Genomic DNA, 15,551 nt, shown 5'->3' on the forward strand with positions numbered 1-15,551 from the left:
CGGCCGATAGTCTGGGAGCGCTCCCAAGCAAAGGTACGATCATTGTTGTGTCGCCCGTCACACCTGTCAATGGGTGTTCTCCGGGTGATCTCCCCCTGGCGTCGACCGGGTTCAGGCGACGGGGGCTCCCAGGGCGGCCCGGGCCAGCAGGACCCCCGGCGGGGTCGAACGCAGGGTCCCCAGCAGGTCGCTGCCGCGGACCGACCCCGTCCACGCGAGGACGTCGGCGGTGTCCACGCACAGGTCGACGGCCATCCCCGTCGTCACCGACGGGTGGCCGCGCACCGTCCAGCCCAGGGCGGTCAGCCCCGCGACCACGTCCCGGTAGGGCGAATCGGAGTCCCCGGCCACCGCCAGCAGCAGGAGCACGCCCGCGTGCCCCCGGTGGGCCCGGCGGCCGTAGCGGAACGGCAGTCCCGCCGCGACCAGCCGCCACATCGCCACCGGGTCGCCCAGGGCGGCGGCCGCCGGAGCGGACCGGCGCAATACGGTGCCGCGCCGCCGCAGCAGCCCCAGCCGCAGGGCGGTCTCGCGCAGCGCCAGCACCGGAAGGGCCACGTCCTCCCGCTGGAGGGAGCCGTGCCAGCGGCGGGCCAGGTCGAACTCACGCGCCGCGGCCGCCACACTGCGCGGCGGCAGGTAGCCGGATTCGGTCAGCCGCAGGCCGTCCGGGCCCACGTGCTCCACCAGCCAGGCGTACGGATGGACACAGGGGCCGGCGGTCCGGGGCCCGACGGACACCGGCTCGTCCAGCCGGGCCGCCTCCACCAGGGGGTCCAGGGTGGCGGCGGCCTCGGGATGGGCGTCGATCAGTTCGGTGAGCAGGGGGGTGCGGGTGCTCATGGGGCCACGCTAACCAGTCCCGGCGCCCCGGTCTCCCCGGGCAACCGGGCTCACCCGGGTAACCGATCTCATCCCGCCGGATCCGGCGTCCGGGTCACTCCTCGGCGTCGGCCTCGGCGGGCGCCAGACCGCGCGACACCACCTGCTCGGCGAGGATACGGCGCACCTCCTCGGCGTCCCCGGCGTGCCCCGGGTGCCCGGTGCTCTCGCGCAGCTCGCTCAGCACCGCCGCCACCACGGAGTCCTCGGTCACCACGCCGGAGAGCGGCGCGGCCTCCACCGCCTCGCGCCAGCGGCGCAGCGCGTCCAGCCGCCCGTGCACGACCGCCTCGCGGGTGATGTGGAACAGCTGGTCCAGGTTGCGGTGGTAGGCGTCCGGGTCGCTCAGGTCGGCGTCGACCACCACGACCGGGCGCACCCCCGAACCCTCCGGCCGCAGGTGGTAGACCCGCCACACCCGGCCGTTGGTCAGGAAGACCCACTCCGCGCCCTCCTGCGCGGCCAGCCGTCGGGCCATCCGGATGTTGCGCAGGTCCAGCTCCTGGCCGATGCCGCGCACCTCCACCGGGGCGAACAGCTCCCCGTCCAGCACGATCGCGTAGTCGTTGGACTCCCCGCCCGTCCGGTAGTCGGTGGTGAGGTCGTGGTACTTGCTGAAGTTCAGGGCGACGCTGAAGAAGTCGGCGACCAGCAGCCGGGTGTCCCCCTCGTTGGCGTCGCGGTCCGCCAGGTCCGCCAGCGGCCCGGACAGCCGGTCCATGGCCGCGGCGACCCGGCTGCGCACGGACTCCTGCCAGCTCAGGGTGGTGGTGAAGTCGCCGGTCCGGCTCATGACCTGGGTTTCTTCAACGTCCATGAACATCCGCTCCCGTGTGTGCCGAAAAGACCCTGTCCCACGGCCTTCTCCGGCACGGCGGGGACGCGGACAGGGGAAGATCCGGCCACGATGCTACAACCCGTCGACAACGCGTACCGCCCCGGGAACAAGGGTCCCGGGGCGGTACGGACGGTGCCGGAGGCCGTCAGCGGGGGCGGCCGTCGAGGATCTCGTCCACGAACGTCCGGTAGTCCCGCAGGGCCAGGCGGAGCTTCTCGGTGTCGGCGCCGTCCTCCCAGGCGGACCGCAGCTCCGACCGGCGGGCTTCGATCCGGGCGATGAGCGCCTGAGCCACCTCGTCGGCCACGAGGTCGGCCTCGCCCACGGCCTTGCCGGGGTCGTCCACGAACCCGCTGACCGCGGCCGCCAGGCGCTCACGCACCTGGTCACGGTTCAGGGACCGACCGGACGCCGTGCCCTTGCGGCCGCCGGTGCCCGGCTCGGACCGCGTGCCGGAGCGGTCGGGCCCGTCCTCGGCCGCCGGGGCGGGGATCGCCTCCGCCCCGGTCTCCTCGGGCCGGTCGCGCACGTGGGCGTCGACCTCGACGGGTTCGGTTCCGCTCGCGGCGCGGGCGCGCCGCCTCGGCGCGTTCTCCTCGGTCCGCTTCATCGTGCCACCTCCGGGGTTTTGCCGTGCCGGTCCGCGCCGTGCGCGGTCGGCCGGACGGCGGCCCCGCCCAGCAGGGATTCCAGCAGGCCGCGATGGGCCACCAGGACCTCGCGCAGGTGCTCGGTGTCGGTCGTGTCCGTGTCGGTGCGGACGGTCCGGTGGACTGCGGCGACCTCGTCGCCGTGGTCCGCGGACAGGTCGGCCAGGCGGTACTCGAAGGAGTCGTCGTCGATCCCGGAGGGCTCCTCCGGGTAGCCGAGCGCCACGGCGGCGTCGGTCAGGAGCCGCCGGGAACCGCGCAGGGCACCGGCCGGGTCGTCCACGAACCGCTGCTGGACCGCGAGCCACTCTTCCCGGTACCGGTCCTCCTCCTCGTCCGTGGGCCGCCGGACCCGGACCTCCTTGCGCCGGTCCAGCCGCCGGGACAGCTCGCGCTCCGCGGACTTCGTGTCGCCACTGGTCATGAGCACGTGGTCGTACTCGTCACCGAACCGCTTGCGCAGCCGCACGCGGTTGCCCATCGGGACCTTGCCGCTCCCGAGGGACAGGACCAGGGCGACGGCGAGGATGAGCAGGACCGCCGTGCCGATGATGATGTAAGTCGTCGTGTCCATGAGGATTTACCTCCTATGCCTTCATCACCTGCCCCTGTCCTTTTCGGTGAAACAGTCGGGTGCCGCTTCCCGGATGAATGGCACCGTGTCTTCCCAAGTGGAAGCCCGAAAAAAAATTCGCGGGTGCGGGGGTGTCGTCCGTGCCGCTCGACGCCCCCGCACCCACGGAGTACATCAGGGCCGATGAGTCTGGTGTCCGGTGGGGATTCGGTGCTCCACGGTGCTCCCGGTCCCGGCGGTGGTCCGGCCGGTCCGACATTCACCGTGCTCTCCGCGGCCTTTATCGACGGATCTCACCGAGGTGTTCGGAGATGATGTCCTGATCGCTTATCCGCAGCTCGCGCGGGCTTTTTCCGAGAGCAGATGTTATCTGCCCGTGATCAGACTCTGTACGAAGGAGCGGTAGGAGCGCAGCGCCAACCGCAGGGTCTCGGTGTCGGCGCCCTCGTCCCAGGCCGCGCGCAGCGCCGCCCGCCGGGACTCGATCTCGGCGACCAGCGCGTCGGCCACCTCCGCCGCCAGCGCGTCCGCCTCGGACACCGCGCCGCGGGGGTCGTCCACGAACGTGGTGACCGCCCCGCTCATCCGGTCCCGGGCCGTCCCCGGATCCACCCCGCGCGGCCGCGGCCGCCAGCCGTCCTCCGCCGCGGGCCCCGCACTCCGCGCCGCCCCCTCGGTCTGCTTCGCCACCGTCTCCCCCTTCACCGGGTCCGCCTGCCGTCGTGCCGCGGCGCGCGCGGTCCGCGCCCCGCCCTCGTGTGCGCGCAGGGTCCAGCGGACCCGGCCGCCCGCGTCGGAATGGTTCACCGCTGCGCCTCCGATCCGCGCACCCCGGACCCGCCCAGCAGGGCGTCCACGAGCCGCCGGTGGGCCACCAGCAGCTCGCGCAGGTGCTCGGTGCCCTCGGTGCCGTCGCCCTGGACCCGGCGCACCTCGGCGACCTCCGCCGGATGGTCCACCGACAGGGTCCCCAACAGGTGCCCGAACTCCTCCCCGGGCGGATGCCCCAGGTCCAGGGCGATCGCCGCGATGACCGCCCGGGCGTCGTGCACCGAGCGTTCGGGGTCGTCGACGAACTCCCGCTGCACCGCCACCCACGAGCGCGCGTGGTCCTCGCGCAGGTCGTCGGGCAGGGGGCGCAGCCGCAGCGAGGAGCGGCGGGACAGCCGCTCGGAGAGGTCGCGCTCGGCGTCCGCGGCGTTCCCGTGGTCGCTCAGGGCATGGTCGTACTCGGCGCCGAAGCGCCGTTTGAGCCGGGCCGTGCGGCGCGCCGGAAGGATCGAGGAACGGACGGCGATCCCGGCGCCCACGGCCACCACGATCACCACCAGGACGAGGATGACTAGGGGCGTCGTCTCCACGGGGGGCAACCTCCTGTGCGGAGAACCGTGCCCCGGGGTCCGCGGGCGAAACCAGACTGACCGCAGGTGGCCTCACCTGCCGCCGGCCACCCGCAGCACCGTCCCGGTCGTGTAGGAGGCCTCGGAGGACAGCAGCCAGGCGATCGCGCCGGCGATCTCCGCGGGACGACCCGCACGTCGCAGCGGGGTCGTCGCCGCCGCCTTGGCCGGGCGGTCGGGGTCGCCCATGGCGGCGTGCATGTCGGTCTCGATCACCCCGGGGGCGACCGCGTTGACCCGGATTCCGGACGGTCCCAACTCCTTGGACAGACCGACCGTCATGGCGTCCACCGCCGCCTTGGTCGCCGCGTAGTGGACGTACTCGTCCGGACTGCCCAGGGTGGCGGCGGCCGAGGAGACGTTGACGATCGCCCCCGACCCCCGCGCCCCCATGTCCCGCGCCGCCCGGCGGCAGCACAGCAGGTACCCGAGCACGTTGACGTCCACCACCCGCTTGAGGACCGCCGTGTCGGCGTCCGCGAACCGGCCCAGCGGCCCGGTCACCGCGGCGTTGTTGACCAGGCCGGTCACCGGCCCCAGCTCCGCCGCGGTGTCGAACAGCCGGTCCACGTCGGCCTCGACGGAGGTGTCCATGCGCACCGCCGCGCACCGGGCCCCGGCCGCCCGCACCCGTTCGGCGGTCCGCTCCGCGGCCACGGTGTCCGAGGCGTACCCGAACACGATGTCGTGCCCGTCGCCGGCCAGCCGCGCACAGGTCGCGGCGCCGATGCCCCGGCCGCCGCCGGTGACCACGGTGAGAGGACGCGTCGTCATGGGTTCCCTTCCTCGTGCCCGGCGGGCCCGCACGGTTCGCCGGACAGTGTCCCATCAGGAGCGATGGGGACTGACCGAGGGGGTGACTAGGGTGCCGCCATGAACTCCGACACCCCCCGGGGCCCCGCGGGCCTGGCCGGGACCCCTCTCACCTTCGACACCGCGGCCTTCCGGCAGGTCCAGGGGAACGCCTGGGTCGACACCGCCGGCGACGCGGTCATCCTCGACTTCTTCGGCCTGGTCCCCGACCTGCCCGCCTCCCTGGAGGACCTCGACGACCTGCGCGCCCGGACCAGCGCCCACGTCGCGGGGTCGGGCATGGGCCTGGTCGAACTGGACACCGTCACCCTGGACGGCGTGCCCGCCGTCCGCCAGGTGGTCAAGGGCAGGGACCCCCGCCGGGAGTCGGGGATGGCCTACATCGGCTCGTACACGATCCCCCGGGACCGGTGCAGCACGGTGCTCCGGGTGCAGTGCTTCGAGGGGCCGGTGACCGGCATCCGGGAGGCGACCCTGTTCCCCCTGTTCCTCGACCGCCACCAGGGCGACGTCCAGGGGGCGATGGCCGCCTGGACCCGGCACCCCTACGCCGAGGGCGTCACCGGCGGCACCCCGCGCAACCAGGCCGAGGACCCGGTGTGGGACGACCGCTTCCCGGACCACCCGCTCTCCCGCGCACGCCGCCTGCTCGGCTCGCTCGCGCGGTCCCTGCGGGTCGACCCGGCCTTCCGCGACCTGCCCCCGTTCCGCCACACCCCCTGACCGCCGCCGCCCCGGCGGAACGGCACGGCCAGAGGTCCGGCACCCACCGGACCGGCTGGCCGTTTCGCATTTCTGGATATGCTTGAGCAGGGAATGGAAAAGGTTTGAACAAAATGTTTCGAGGGCCTTGAATGTTGTGTTAACAATTGCCGCAGCCCTCTGTGGCGCGCCGGTCGCCTCCGGTGTCCGCCTCTCGGTGAGAGGTGCGGGATCCCCTTGTTTCCTGGGGATTCTGGGCTGGAGAAGAGCGATCCTCGCGCCACGGGAAAACCCCGCCATCCCCTGAAATATTTCTGCGATCCCCTGTCCGTGCACACCTGGTCCGCTGTGCGCCGAGTAAAGGCGCGGTGACCGGGCGAATTTCGATGTGTGCGGCGCGGGAATATGTGAAAGCGAGATCCATCACATGACCGAGCGTTCTGATTCCCTGCGGTACCGAGGCATCGCCGCCGCCGCGGTGCTGGCCCTGGCTCTGACGGCCTGCGGCTCCGACGGGAACGAGGGTGCGGGAGACGAGGCCTCCGAAGGCGGGTCGACGACCTTCCGCATCGGGGTCGTGGGGGAGAACGAGACCCACCGCCTGCTCGCGCAGCTCGCCCAGGAGGAGCTCGGGTACGAGGTCGAGCTGGTGAACTTCACCGACTACAACCAGCCGAACCCGGCCCTGGCCTCCGGCGACCTGGACGCGAACTGGTTCCAGCACATCGCCTACCTGGCCGACTACAACGTCGCCGCCGGCGACGACCTGATCCCCGTCGGCCCCACCGAGATCGTCCCCCTCTCGCTGTACTCGGAGGAGTACGAGGCGGTGGACGACTTCCAGGAGGGCGACGAGATCGCCATCCCCAACGACGCGGTGAACCAGGCCCGCGCCATCAACGTGCTGGTCTCGGCCGGGCTGGTGGAGCTCGCCAACGACACGCTGCGCCCCCAGCCCCGCGACATCGACGAGGAGGCCTCCACGGTCGCGGTGACCCCGGTCTCGGCCGAGCAGACGGTCAACGCGCTCCAGTCCGTACAGGGCGCCGTCATCAACAACACCTTCCTCAACGACGCGGGCATCGACCCGAACACCTCGCTGTACGCGGACGACCCGAGCGACCCCGCCGCGTTCCCCTTCATCAACGCCTTCGTGGTGCGCGCCGAGGACCGTGACAGCGAGGCCCTGGCCGAGATCGCCGCCCTGTACCACGACGAGCGGGTGCTGGAGTCGGCGGCGGAGGTCTCCGAGGGCACCTCGGTGCCCGCCGACGTCGAGATCGAGGAGCTCCGCACCGCCCTGGCCGAGTACCAGCAGGCGATCACCGACGAGGAATAGCAGTGAGCACAGAGCGCCCCGACGACGCTCGGCCGCCCTCCGGAGAGACCCTGATCGAATTCCGGGACGCCACCCGGGTGTTCGGCCGGGGCGACAGGGCCGTCACCGCGGTCGACGCCGTGTCCCTGCGCGTCGACCGCGGTGAGGTCTTCGGAGTGATCGGGTTCTCCGGCGCCGGGAAGTCCACACTGATCCGCATGGTCAACGGGCTGGAGCGACCCACCTCGGGATCGGTCCACGTGCTGGGGCACGAGGTCTCGGCCCTCTCGGAGGGGAGGCTGGCGCGGGTGCGGTCCCGCATCGGGATGGTCTTCCAGCAGTTCAACCTCTTCCAGTCCCGCAGCGTGTTCGGGAACGTCGCCTACCCCCTGAAGATCGCCAGGTGGCACAGGGCCCGCCGCCGGGAGAGGGTGCTGGAACTCCTGGAGTTCGTCGGCCTCTCCGACAAGGCCGACCACTACCCCGAGCAGCTCTCCGGGGGGCAGAAGCAGCGCGTCGGCATCGCCCGCGCGCTCGCGGCCGAACCGGAGATCCTCCTCGCGGACGAGGCGACCTCCGCCCTGGACCCCTCGACCACGGCGGAGGTCCTCGCGCTGCTGCGGCGGGCGAACGAGGAACTGGGGATCACCATCGTCGCCATCACACACGAGATGGAGGTGGTCAGGTCCATCGCCGACCGCGTGGCCGTGATGGACCGGGGCCGGATCGTGGAGACCGGGCCGGTCTACGACGTCTTCTCGAACCCCCGCGAGGGGGCGGAGGCGAGCTTCGTCGCCTCCGCGCTAAAGGACCGGCCCACCCCGCAGGACGTGGCGCGGATCAGGCGGGCGTCACCGGGGCGGCTGGTGACGGTGTCCCTGAAGGACGCTTCCGCCGTCGGCTCCGTGCTCGGCCGGGCCGAGGGCATCGGGGTCTCCTTCGAGATCGTCCACGGCGGAGTGAACACCACCAAGGACTCCTCCTACGGTCTGCTGACCCTCGCGGTCAGGGGGCCGGACGGGGCGGCCGAGAAGTTCATCGCCGAGCTGTCGGCCGCCGGCGCGGTCCGGGAGGTGGGGTGATGTACGAGATCTACCGCGATCTGGACTGGGAGTACTACGGTCCGGAGCTCGGGGAGGCGATCCTCGACACGCTCTACATGGTGTGCTGGGCGTTCCTGCTCGGGGGCCTGGTCGGCCTGGTGATCGGCCTGGCCCTCTACACCACCCGTGAGGGCGGGATCCTGGCCAACCGGCCGGTCTGGTACCTGACGAACTTCGTCGTCAACCTGGTCCGGCCGATCCCCTTCGTGATCCTGATCGCCGCGCTGCAACCGCTGACCATCGCGGTGGTCGGGAGCGGCATCGGCAACGACGCGGTCATCTTCGTGATGATCTGGGCCTCGGCGTTCGCGATCGCCCGCATCGTCGAGCAGAACCTCGTCTCCATCGATCCCGGGGTGATCGAGGCGGCCCGGTCCATGGGGGCCACCCGCCCGCGCATCATCCTCACGGTGCTCCTGCCCGAGGCGCTGGGGCCGCTCATCCTCGGCTACACGTTCGTGATCATCGCGATCACCGACATGTCCGCGCTGGCGGGGATCATCGGCGGCGGCGGTATCGGCAACTTCGCGATCGTCGAGGGGTACAACCGCTTCCGGCCCGAGGTCACCTGGCTGGCCGTGTTCGTGGTCATCCTCTTCGTGCAGTCCCTCCAGGTCGTGGGGAACCTGCTCGCCCGCAAGGTGATGCGCCGGTGACCGTGTCCGGGCCGGCCGCACGGCCGGCCCGGACACGGTCCGCCGTCAGCCGGGGCCGCCGAGCGGCGTGCCCCGGTCGGTCACGAGCTCGTACACCAGGTCGGTGGTGATGGAGCCGATGCGGGCCAGGCGCATCGTGATCCGCTGGAGGTCCGCCATATCGCGGGCCAGGACCTCCATGTGGTAGCAGGACTCGCCGGTGATCCGCAGGCAGCGGACGATCTGCGGCTCATCGGCGATCACCGAGTCCACCTGGTCGAACAGCGCCCCGTGCACCTTCATCCGGACGACCGCGTGCAGGTGCAGCCCGGCCACCGGAGGGGGGACCTGAGCCCGGTACCCCGCCAGGACGCCGAGTTCCTCCAGGCGGCGCACACGCGTCCGCGTCGCGGACAGCCCGAGGTGGGCCCGGCGGGCCAGCTCGGTCAGGGTCATCCGCGCGTCGTGCTGTAGTTCTCCGACGAGAACACGGTCCAGGGCGTCGAGCTCCACAGGGGTCGTCACACGGTCCACTGTGCCGCAGGTTCTGCGGCGGGCCAAGACCGATGCCGCACTTATGTTCTTCAGCGGTGGCAAGCCTCGTTCCTAGCATGGTCGTCACAGGCACAACGGCGACGAGGGGTCGGGGCATGGACGTGGAGTTCTTCTGGGTGGACGTGTTCGCGGAGCGGCCGCTGACGGGCAATCCGCTCGCCCTGGTGCCCGACGCGGACGGGCTCTCCACGGAGCGGATGCGGGCGATCGCCCGCGAGTTCAACCAGTCCGAGACGACCTTCCTGGTCCGCCCGGACCTGCCCGGCGCCGACCACCGCCTGCGTTCGTTCACCCCGGGCGGGGTCGAGGTCCTGGGCGCCGGGCACAACGCCATGGGCGCCTGGATCTGGCTGGCGGGGTCGGGGCGCCTGGACCCCGGCCGGGACGCCTTCGTCCAGCAGATCGGCGGCGACGCCCTGCCCGTGCGGATCGTCTCCCGGGGCGCCGACGGGGTGCGGGTGTCGATGGACCAGTCCCCTCCGCGGTTCCTCCGCCGGGTCGATGAGCGCGACGCCCTGGCGGAGGCCCTGGGCCTGGCTTCCGACGACCTCGCCGACGACCGTGTTCCCGAGGTCGCCTCCACCGGGGCGGAGCACCTCCTCGTTCCCGTCCGGAGCACCGGGGCCGTAGACCGCGCGGCCCCGGACCCCGCGCGGCTGAAGAAGCTGCTCGCCGACAGCGGCGCGGAGGGCTGCTACCTCTACACGCTGGACACCGGCGCGCTCGGGCCGGACACCGACGCCTACGCCCGCTTCTTCAACCCGACGGTCGGGATCGCCGAGGACCCCGCCACCGGCACCGCCGCGGGCCCCCTCGCCGCTGCGCTCACCCGCGACGGCCGCACGAAGGAGGGGGCGCCGATCACCATCGAGCAGGGGCGCGCCATGGGGCGCCCGAGCCGGATCGCCCTCACCGTGGACGGGGGACTCGTCCGCATCGCCGGGTCCGGCGTCATCGTGGCCCAGGGGGTGCTCCACCTGTGACGCGCACACCCGCACGGACCGCACTGATCAGACGCGCGCTCGACCTGGCGCACGCCGCCCGGCGGGCGGGTGACCCCCCGTTCGGCTCGCTGCTGGCCGACGCCGCGGGCACCGTCCTCGCCGAAGAGGTCAACACCACCCTCACCGACGACGACATCACCGCGCACCCGGAGCTGAAACTGGCGCGCTGGGCGGCCCGATCGCTCGCGCCACCGGTGCGGGAGGGCCTCACCATGTACACCAGCTGCGAGCCCTGCCCCATGTGCGCGAACGCGATCGGCCGCGCCGGGATACCGCGGGTCGTCTACGCCCTCTCCAACGACCGGCTCCTCGCCCTCAAACCCCCGGGAGCCCCGGCCGTGTCCCGGCCGTTCGACCTCGACGGCCCCCACCTCCCCGGCGAGAGCGCCGCGCCGGTGGCCGGCTACTACCTCTGACGCGCGAACGTCACGCGCACCCGGACGGCTGCCCGGGGAAAGCGGAACGGCCAGGTGCCCGGTTCTCACCGGGCCACCTGGCCGTTCTCGTTATGGAGCGGATGACGGGAATCGAACCCGCGCTATCAGCTTGGGAAGCTGAAGTTCTGCCATTGAACTACATCCGCGTGTACCCGCCGCCTCAACGGCCGGTCAACCGTTGCCATCCTAGCCCACTCTCGGGGCCCGACGGCAAGTCGGCGCCGGGGATCCGTGTCGGGGGCGCCTGTTCGGCCGGTGTCCGCCCTGGTGGTTTCGGCAGACGGTAGGTTCGGAGCGTGTTGCTCTCCGATCGCGATATCAGGTCCGAAATCGATTCCGGGCGGGTCCGGATCGACCCCTTCGACCCCGGCCTGGTCCAGCCGTCCAGCATCGACGTGCGCCTGGACCGGTTCTTCCGGGTCTTCGAGAACCACAGGTACCCGCACATCGATCCCTCCGTCGAGCAGCCGGACCTGACCCGGTTGGTGGAGACCGATGCCGATGAGGCGTTCATCCTCCATCCGGGCGAGTTCGTGCTGGCGTCCACCTACGAGGTGGTGACGCTGCCCGACGACATCGCCAGCCGGCTGGAGGGCAAGAGCTCGCTGGGGCGGCTGGGGCTGCTGACGCACTCCACGGCCGGGTTCATCGACCCCGGGTTCTCCGGGCACGTGACCCTGGAGCTGTCCAACGTGGCGACGCTGCCGATCAAGCTGTACCCCGGCATGAAGATCGGCCAGCTCTGCATGTTCCGGCTGACCTCGCCCGCGGAGTTCCCCTACGGCTCCGCGGAGTACGGCTCGCGCTACCAGGGGCAGCGGGGGCCGACGCCGTCGCGTTCGCACCTGAAGTTCACCCGCGCGCGCATCGAGTCCTGACCCGGCACCCCGGCTCTTTTCGGCCGGGGTCTGTCATGTCCGGGGCCGTGACGGTATGTTGTTGCGTTGGCACGTACTGTCGTATGACGCCCCTGTCACGTATATGTGACCGGGATCACGTTGAGATGTGGTGTGGTATAGATCACATATCGCTGTCCTGCGACGATGCGATCCCCCGGCACGGTCGGCGGACCGTTTTTATGTCGTTTAAACATGTTATTTGCTGGTTACCAACCGTCTGAACTGTGGGTACGCATCTCGGTAACGTTGCCCCCCGACGTGAACCAGGTGCTGGTCCGAACCCCGTGAGGGGCGCACACCGGGGGGCTCCGTGCGGACCGGCCGCCTGAAGAGCCCGCGGGCGGCGACCGGGGAAGACCGGTCGGCTCCGTGGCCGGGACAGCCCCGTAGAGGAGACCGTGCCAGCAGTACGAGCAGACCACCTGTACAAGGTGTTCGGTAGACAGGCCGGAGCCGCCGTTGCGCGGCTCGACGACGGCAGTCACCGCGACACCATCGCCGACCTCGACGTGACCGCCGCGGTCATCGACGTCTCCTTCGACGTCGAACCGGGCGAGATCTTCGTCGTCATGGGCCTGTCCGGTTCGGGCAAGTCCACTCTCATCCGCATGCTCAACGGCCTGCTGGAACCCACCTCGGGCTCGGTGGAGGTCGACGGCGTCGACATCACGGCCCTGAGCAAGAGGGAACTCCTCAAGCTGCGCGGCCAGAAGATCAGCATGGTCTTCCAGCACTTCGCGCTGCTGCCGCACCGCACGGTGCTGGAGAACGCCGCCTACGGCCTGGAGCTGCGCGGCGAGCCCCGCCCCGAGCGGACCGCCCGCGCCACCGAGACCCTGGAACTGGTCGGCCTGGCCGGCTGGGAGGACAAGTTCCCGCACCAGCTGTCCGGCGGCATGCAGCAGCGCGTGGGCCTGGCCCGCGCCCTGGCCGCGGACACCGACATCATCCTGATGGACGAGGCGTTCAGCGCCCTGGACCCGCTGATCCGGCGGGACATGCAGACCCAGCTCCTGGAACTCCAGGAGTCCCTGGGCAAGACCATCATCTTCATCACCCACGACCTCAACGAGGCCATGCGCCTGGGCGACCGCATCTGCGTGCTCCGGGACGGCCGGGTCGCCCAGATCGGCACCGCGCAGGAGATCCTCAACGAGCCCGCCAACGACTACGTCGAGCGGTTCACCGAGGACGTCGACCGCACCCGCGTGCTGACCGCCGCCGCGGCCCTGGACACCGGGGCCACCGCGGGCGCCAACGCGCCCGAGGTCGCGGCCGACACCCCGATCGCGGACCTGTACACCGACATGGCCGCATCCGAACTCGTCCGCGTGGTCGACGAGGACGGCAGCGTGCTGGGCACCGCCTCACGCACGTCCGTGCTCGCCGCCCTCGCGTCGGGGAGGGAGCGATCGTGAACCCCGTCGACTTCCCGCCCGCCCTACCGATCGGCGAGGGCTTCGAGGCGTTCAACAACTGGCTCAAGACCCACTTCGGCCCGGTCTTCGACGCCATCGGCGACTTCATCCGCTGGTCCGTGTCCATCCTGTCGGGCTTCTTCTCCGACCCGGCGGCCGCCCAGCTCACGTTCATCGCCGCGGTGATCATCGCGGTCCCGCTGCTGCGCTCGCACCGGGTGCAGCTGGCGGTGACCGTCGCCGCCGTCTCGGCGCTCTACATCCTCCAGGCGTGGTTCGGCCTGGTGGACACCGTCGTCAACAGCCTGCCGCCCTTCCTGTTCCTGTGGGCGATGAACCTGTTCGACCAGTACGTCGACTCCTACTTCCTCGTCTCGCTGCTGTTCCTGGCCGCGGTCACGGTGATGGGGGCGATGAACGCGGCCTCGCGCACCCGCACCGCGGTCGTGGCCGGCGGCTGGCTGGTGACGATCCTGCTGGGCTGGCTGCTGCTGCCCATGGTCGTCACCGAGCCCAGGTCGCTGCTGATGATCCTGCTGCTGAGCCTGCTCGCCTACTCGGTGGCCGGCTGGAAGATGGGCGTGTTCGCGCTGCTCGCGCTGTCCCTGGTGGCCTCGGTCGGCCAGTGGGACAACGCCATGGACACCCTGGGCCTGGTCCTGGTGGCCAGCGCCATCGCGGTGGCCATCGCGATCCCGATCGGTGTCCTGGCCGCCTACAACGACCTGGTCAGCAAGATCGTCAAGCCGGTCCTGGACCTGATGCAGACGCTGCCCGCGTTCGTGTACCTGATCCCGGCGATCTTCTTCTTCTCCATCGGCTCGGTCCCCGGCGTGGTCGCGACCATCGTGTTCGCGATGCCCCCGGGCGTGCGCCTCACGGAGCTGGGCATCCGCCAGATCGACAAGGAGCTGGTGGAGGCGGGCGAGGCGTTCGGCGCCCCGGGCCGCAAGATCCTCACCGGCATCCAGCTGCCCCTGGCCCTGCCGACCATCATGGCCGGCGTCAACCAGGTCATCATGCTGGGCCTGTCCATGGTCGTCATCGCCGGCATGGTCGGCGCCGGCGGCCTGGGCAGCCAGGTCTACCAGGGCATCAGCCGCAACGACGGCGCTCTCGGCTTCGAGGCCGGTATCGCCGTCGTCGTCCTGGCGATCTTCCTGGACCGCCTCACCGCGGCGGTCACCCGCAAGAGCCCGCAGGCGCGCGCCGCCGTCTCGTCGTCCTGAGCGTGCGCCGCACCCGGCGGGCCGACCGCACACGGCCCGCCGGAGCCGGAATTTCCAAGGGAAGGAACCCCACGATGCACACCCGAAAGCGCACCGCCGCGCTGTCCGCCGCCGGTATGAGCGCCGCCCTGATCCTCACCGCCTGTGGCGGCGGCGGGGGCCAGGACCTCACCGGACCCGGCGAGGGCGAGGGCGGCGGCGACGCCCAGGAGATCAACATCGCCCTGATCGCCTGGGAGGAGGCGATCGCCACCACCGCCATGTGGCAGGTCATCCTGGAGGAGAAGGGCTACGACGTCACGGTCACCGACGTGGACGTCGCCCCGATGTACCAGGGCGCCGCCAACGGCGACGTGGACCTGTTCCTGGACACCTGGCTGCCGGTCACCCACGCCGACTACTGGGAGGACTACGGGGACGACCTCGAAGACCTCGGCACCTGGTACGACAACGCCAAGCTGACCATCACCGTCCCCGCCTACATGGAGGACGTGAACAGCATCGCCGACCTGGCCGACCACGCCGACGACCTCGACGGCCGCATCGTCGGCATCGAGTCGGGTGCGGGCCTGACCCGGGTCACCAAGGAGGAGGCGATGCCGGGCTACGGCCTGGACGGCGACTTCGAGCTGGTCGAGTCCTCCACCGCGGCGATGCTGGCCGAGCTGGACTCGGCGATCGCCGACGAGGAGCCGATCGTCGTCACCCTGTGGCGCCCGCACCCGGCCTACGCCAAGCACGACCTGAAGGACCTCGAAGACCCCGAGGGCCTGATGGGCGACGCCGAGGAGATCCACGCGGTGGGCCGCACCGGCTTCACCGAGGACTACCCGGAGCTGGCCCAGTGGCTTCAGGACTGGGAGATGACCGACGAGGAGCTGGCCACCCTGGAGGTCATGACCCTGGAGGACCACAAGGACGACCCGCAGGCCGGCGCCCGCGCCTGGCTGGCGGAGAACCCCGACTTCCTGGAGCGCACCCTGGGCGACGGCGCCGAGGGCCTGGACTTCTCCTGACGGTCCCGAGCCCGTAGGAACGCGTAGAACGGCGAAGGGCCCCTCCCGCACGGGAGGGGCCCTTCGGCCGTACGGGCC

The 15,551-nt window shown here is 71.3% G+C and carries 18 protein-coding genes and 1 tRNA gene; 10 read left to right on the forward strand and 9 right to left on the reverse strand.

All coding sequences use genetic code 11. The features are described from left to right. Window positions 1-111 precede the first annotated feature (111 nt). The 7 genes from ACJOT3_RS22855 to ACJOT3_RS22885 form a co-directional block, all read right to left on the reverse strand. The gene (locus ACJOT3_RS22855; protein ID WP_406975138.1) at window positions 112-843 is read right to left on the reverse strand and encodes a hypothetical protein; all 732 of its coding nucleotides are present in this window, start codon (window positions 841-843) and stop codon (window positions 112-114) included. 94 nt (window positions 844-937) lie between these two features. Then, a complete protein-coding gene (locus tag ACJOT3_RS22860; RefSeq protein ID WP_406975139.1) occupies window positions 938-1,699 on the reverse strand; it encodes a hypothetical protein in 762 nt (253 codons plus the stop codon). Between the two features lie 166 nt (window positions 1,700-1,865). Continuing rightward, window positions 1,866-2,330 carry a hypothetical protein gene (locus tag ACJOT3_RS22865; protein WP_406975140.1) on the reverse strand — a complete coding sequence of 155 codons (465 nt, stop codon included), beginning with the start codon at window positions 2,328-2,330 and terminating at the stop codon, window positions 1,866-1,868. Continuing rightward, window positions 2,327-2,944 (reverse strand): hypothetical protein, encoded by a 618-nt coding sequence (locus ACJOT3_RS22870; RefSeq protein WP_406975141.1) that lies wholly within the window; start codon window positions 2,942-2,944, stop codon window positions 2,327-2,329. Before ACJOT3_RS22870 ends, ACJOT3_RS22865 begins: the two co-directional genes overlap by 4 nt. Window positions 2,945-3,310: 366 nt before the next feature. After that, on the reverse strand, window positions 3,311-3,751 hold the full coding sequence (locus tag ACJOT3_RS22875; RefSeq protein ID WP_406975142.1) for a hypothetical protein: 441 nt from the start codon (window positions 3,749-3,751) through the stop codon (window positions 3,311-3,313). Further along, complete coding sequence (locus ACJOT3_RS22880) at window positions 3,748-4,305, reverse strand: hypothetical protein (protein WP_406975143.1); 558 nt, start codon at window positions 4,303-4,305, stop codon at window positions 3,748-3,750. Before ACJOT3_RS22880 ends, ACJOT3_RS22875 begins: the two co-directional genes overlap by 4 nt. A gap of 72 nt (window positions 4,306-4,377) precedes the next feature. After that, complete coding sequence (locus ACJOT3_RS22885) at window positions 4,378-5,118, reverse strand: SDR family oxidoreductase (RefSeq protein WP_406975144.1); 741 nt, start codon at window positions 5,116-5,118, stop codon at window positions 4,378-4,380. Between the two features lie 99 nt (window positions 5,119-5,217). Here ACJOT3_RS22885 and ACJOT3_RS22890 point away from each other — a divergent pair, with 99 nt between their 5' ends. The 4 genes from ACJOT3_RS22890 (at window position 5,218) to ACJOT3_RS22905 (ending at window position 8,936) form a co-directional block, all read left to right on the forward strand. After that, window positions 5,218-5,880, forward strand: coding sequence for a hypothetical protein (locus ACJOT3_RS22890; protein ID WP_406975145.1), 663 nt, complete (start codon window positions 5,218-5,220; stop codon window positions 5,878-5,880). A 406-nt stretch (window positions 5,881-6,286) separates the two neighbouring features. Continuing rightward, window positions 6,287-7,198 (forward strand): MetQ/NlpA family ABC transporter substrate-binding protein, encoded by a 912-nt coding sequence (locus ACJOT3_RS22895; RefSeq protein WP_406975146.1) that lies wholly within the window; start codon window positions 6,287-6,289, stop codon window positions 7,196-7,198. Between the two features lie 2 nt (window positions 7,199-7,200). Continuing rightward, a complete protein-coding gene (locus tag ACJOT3_RS22900) occupies window positions 7,201-8,259 on the forward strand; it encodes a methionine ABC transporter ATP-binding protein (RefSeq protein WP_406975147.1) in 1,059 nt (352 codons plus the stop codon). After that, a complete protein-coding gene (locus ACJOT3_RS22905; protein ID WP_406975148.1) occupies window positions 8,259-8,936 on the forward strand; it encodes a methionine ABC transporter permease in 678 nt (225 codons plus the stop codon). Before ACJOT3_RS22900 ends, ACJOT3_RS22905 begins: the two co-directional genes overlap by 1 nt. Window positions 8,937-8,981: 45 nt before the next feature. Here the strand turns inward: ACJOT3_RS22905 and ACJOT3_RS22910 are convergent, their stop codons facing one another. Beyond that, window positions 8,982-9,440 (reverse strand): Lrp/AsnC family transcriptional regulator, encoded by a 459-nt coding sequence (locus tag ACJOT3_RS22910; protein ID WP_406975149.1) that lies wholly within the window; start codon window positions 9,438-9,440, stop codon window positions 8,982-8,984. Window positions 9,441-9,565: 125 nt separating this feature from the next. On the opposite strand from ACJOT3_RS22910, the gene ACJOT3_RS22915 reads away from it, so the two are divergent. Next, window positions 9,566-10,453, forward strand: coding sequence for a PhzF family phenazine biosynthesis protein (locus ACJOT3_RS22915; protein ID WP_406975150.1), 888 nt, complete (start codon window positions 9,566-9,568; stop codon window positions 10,451-10,453). Then, the gene (locus ACJOT3_RS22920; protein WP_406975151.1) at window positions 10,450-10,890 is read left to right on the forward strand and encodes a nucleoside deaminase; all 441 of its coding nucleotides are present in this window, start codon (window positions 10,450-10,452) and stop codon (window positions 10,888-10,890) included. The genes ACJOT3_RS22915 and ACJOT3_RS22920 overlap by 4 nt, the downstream gene beginning before the upstream one ends. Before the next feature lie 93 nt (window positions 10,891-10,983). On the opposite strand, the gene ACJOT3_RS22925 is transcribed toward ACJOT3_RS22920, so the two are convergent. After that, window positions 10,984-11,057 (reverse strand) — tRNA-Gly (locus ACJOT3_RS22925). Window positions 11,058-11,207: 150 nt separating this feature from the next. On the opposite strand from ACJOT3_RS22925, the gene dcd reads away from it, so the two are divergent. From dcd to ACJOT3_RS22945, 4 genes are all read left to right on the forward strand, one after another. Further along, a complete protein-coding gene (gene dcd / locus ACJOT3_RS22930; protein ID WP_406975152.1) occupies window positions 11,208-11,789 on the forward strand; it encodes a dCTP deaminase in 582 nt (193 codons plus the stop codon). Between the two features lie 443 nt (window positions 11,790-12,232). After that, window positions 12,233-13,228 carry a quaternary amine ABC transporter ATP-binding protein gene (locus ACJOT3_RS22935; RefSeq protein WP_406975155.1) on the forward strand — a complete coding sequence of 332 codons (996 nt, stop codon included), beginning with the start codon at window positions 12,233-12,235 and terminating at the stop codon, window positions 13,226-13,228. Then, window positions 13,225-14,457, forward strand: a complete 1,233-nt coding sequence (locus tag ACJOT3_RS22940) for an ABC transporter permease (protein WP_406975153.1) — start codon at window positions 13,225-13,227, stop codon at window positions 14,455-14,457. Before ACJOT3_RS22935 ends, ACJOT3_RS22940 begins: the two co-directional genes overlap by 4 nt. 74 nt (window positions 14,458-14,531) lie before the next feature. Continuing rightward, window positions 14,532-15,473: a glycine betaine ABC transporter substrate-binding protein gene (locus ACJOT3_RS22945; protein WP_406975154.1), complete on the forward strand. Its 942-nt coding sequence runs from the start codon at window positions 14,532-14,534 to the stop codon at window positions 15,471-15,473. Window positions 15,474-15,551 lie beyond the last annotated feature (78 nt).

Origin of the sequence: Nocardiopsis protaetiae (assembly GCF_045446735.1) — a bacterium.
Classification (GTDB): domain Bacteria; phylum Actinomycetota; class Actinomycetes; order Streptosporangiales; family Streptosporangiaceae; genus Nocardiopsis; species Nocardiopsis protaetiae.

What these genes read in the sequence shown, in the direction of transcription:
- ACJOT3_RS22905 (WP_406975148.1), top strand. Translation starts at nt 8,259, where the DNA reads ATGTACGAGATCTACCGCGATCTGGACTGGGAGTACTACGGTCCGGAG.
- ACJOT3_RS22915 (WP_406975150.1), top strand. Translation starts at nt 9,566, where the DNA reads ATGGACGTGGAGTTCTTCTGGGTGGACGTGTTCGCGGAGCGGCCGCTG.
- ACJOT3_RS22855 (WP_406975138.1), bottom strand. Translation starts at nt 843, where the DNA reads ATGAGCACCCGCACCCCCCTGCTCACCGAACTGATCGACGCCCATCCC.
- ACJOT3_RS22870 (WP_406975141.1), bottom strand. Translation starts at nt 2,944, where the DNA reads ATGGACACGACGACTTACATCATCATCGGCACGGCGGTCCTGCTCATC.
- ACJOT3_RS22895 (WP_406975146.1), top strand. Translation starts at nt 6,287, where the DNA reads ATGACCGAGCGTTCTGATTCCCTGCGGTACCGAGGCATCGCCGCCGCC.
- ACJOT3_RS22860 (WP_406975139.1), bottom strand. Translation starts at nt 1,699, where the DNA reads ATGGACGTTGAAGAAACCCAGGTCATGAGCCGGACCGGCGACTTCACC.
- ACJOT3_RS22865 (WP_406975140.1), bottom strand. Translation starts at nt 2,330, where the DNA reads ATGAAGCGGACCGAGGAGAACGCGCCGAGGCGGCGCGCCCGCGCCGCG.
- ACJOT3_RS22885 (WP_406975144.1), bottom strand. Translation starts at nt 5,118, where the DNA reads ATGACGACGCGTCCTCTCACCGTGGTCACCGGCGGCGGCCGGGGCATC.
- ACJOT3_RS22890 (WP_406975145.1), top strand. Translation starts at nt 5,218, where the DNA reads ATGAACTCCGACACCCCCCGGGGCCCCGCGGGCCTGGCCGGGACCCCT.
- ACJOT3_RS22945 (WP_406975154.1), top strand. Translation starts at nt 14,532, where the DNA reads ATGCACACCCGAAAGCGCACCGCCGCGCTGTCCGCCGCCGGTATGAGC.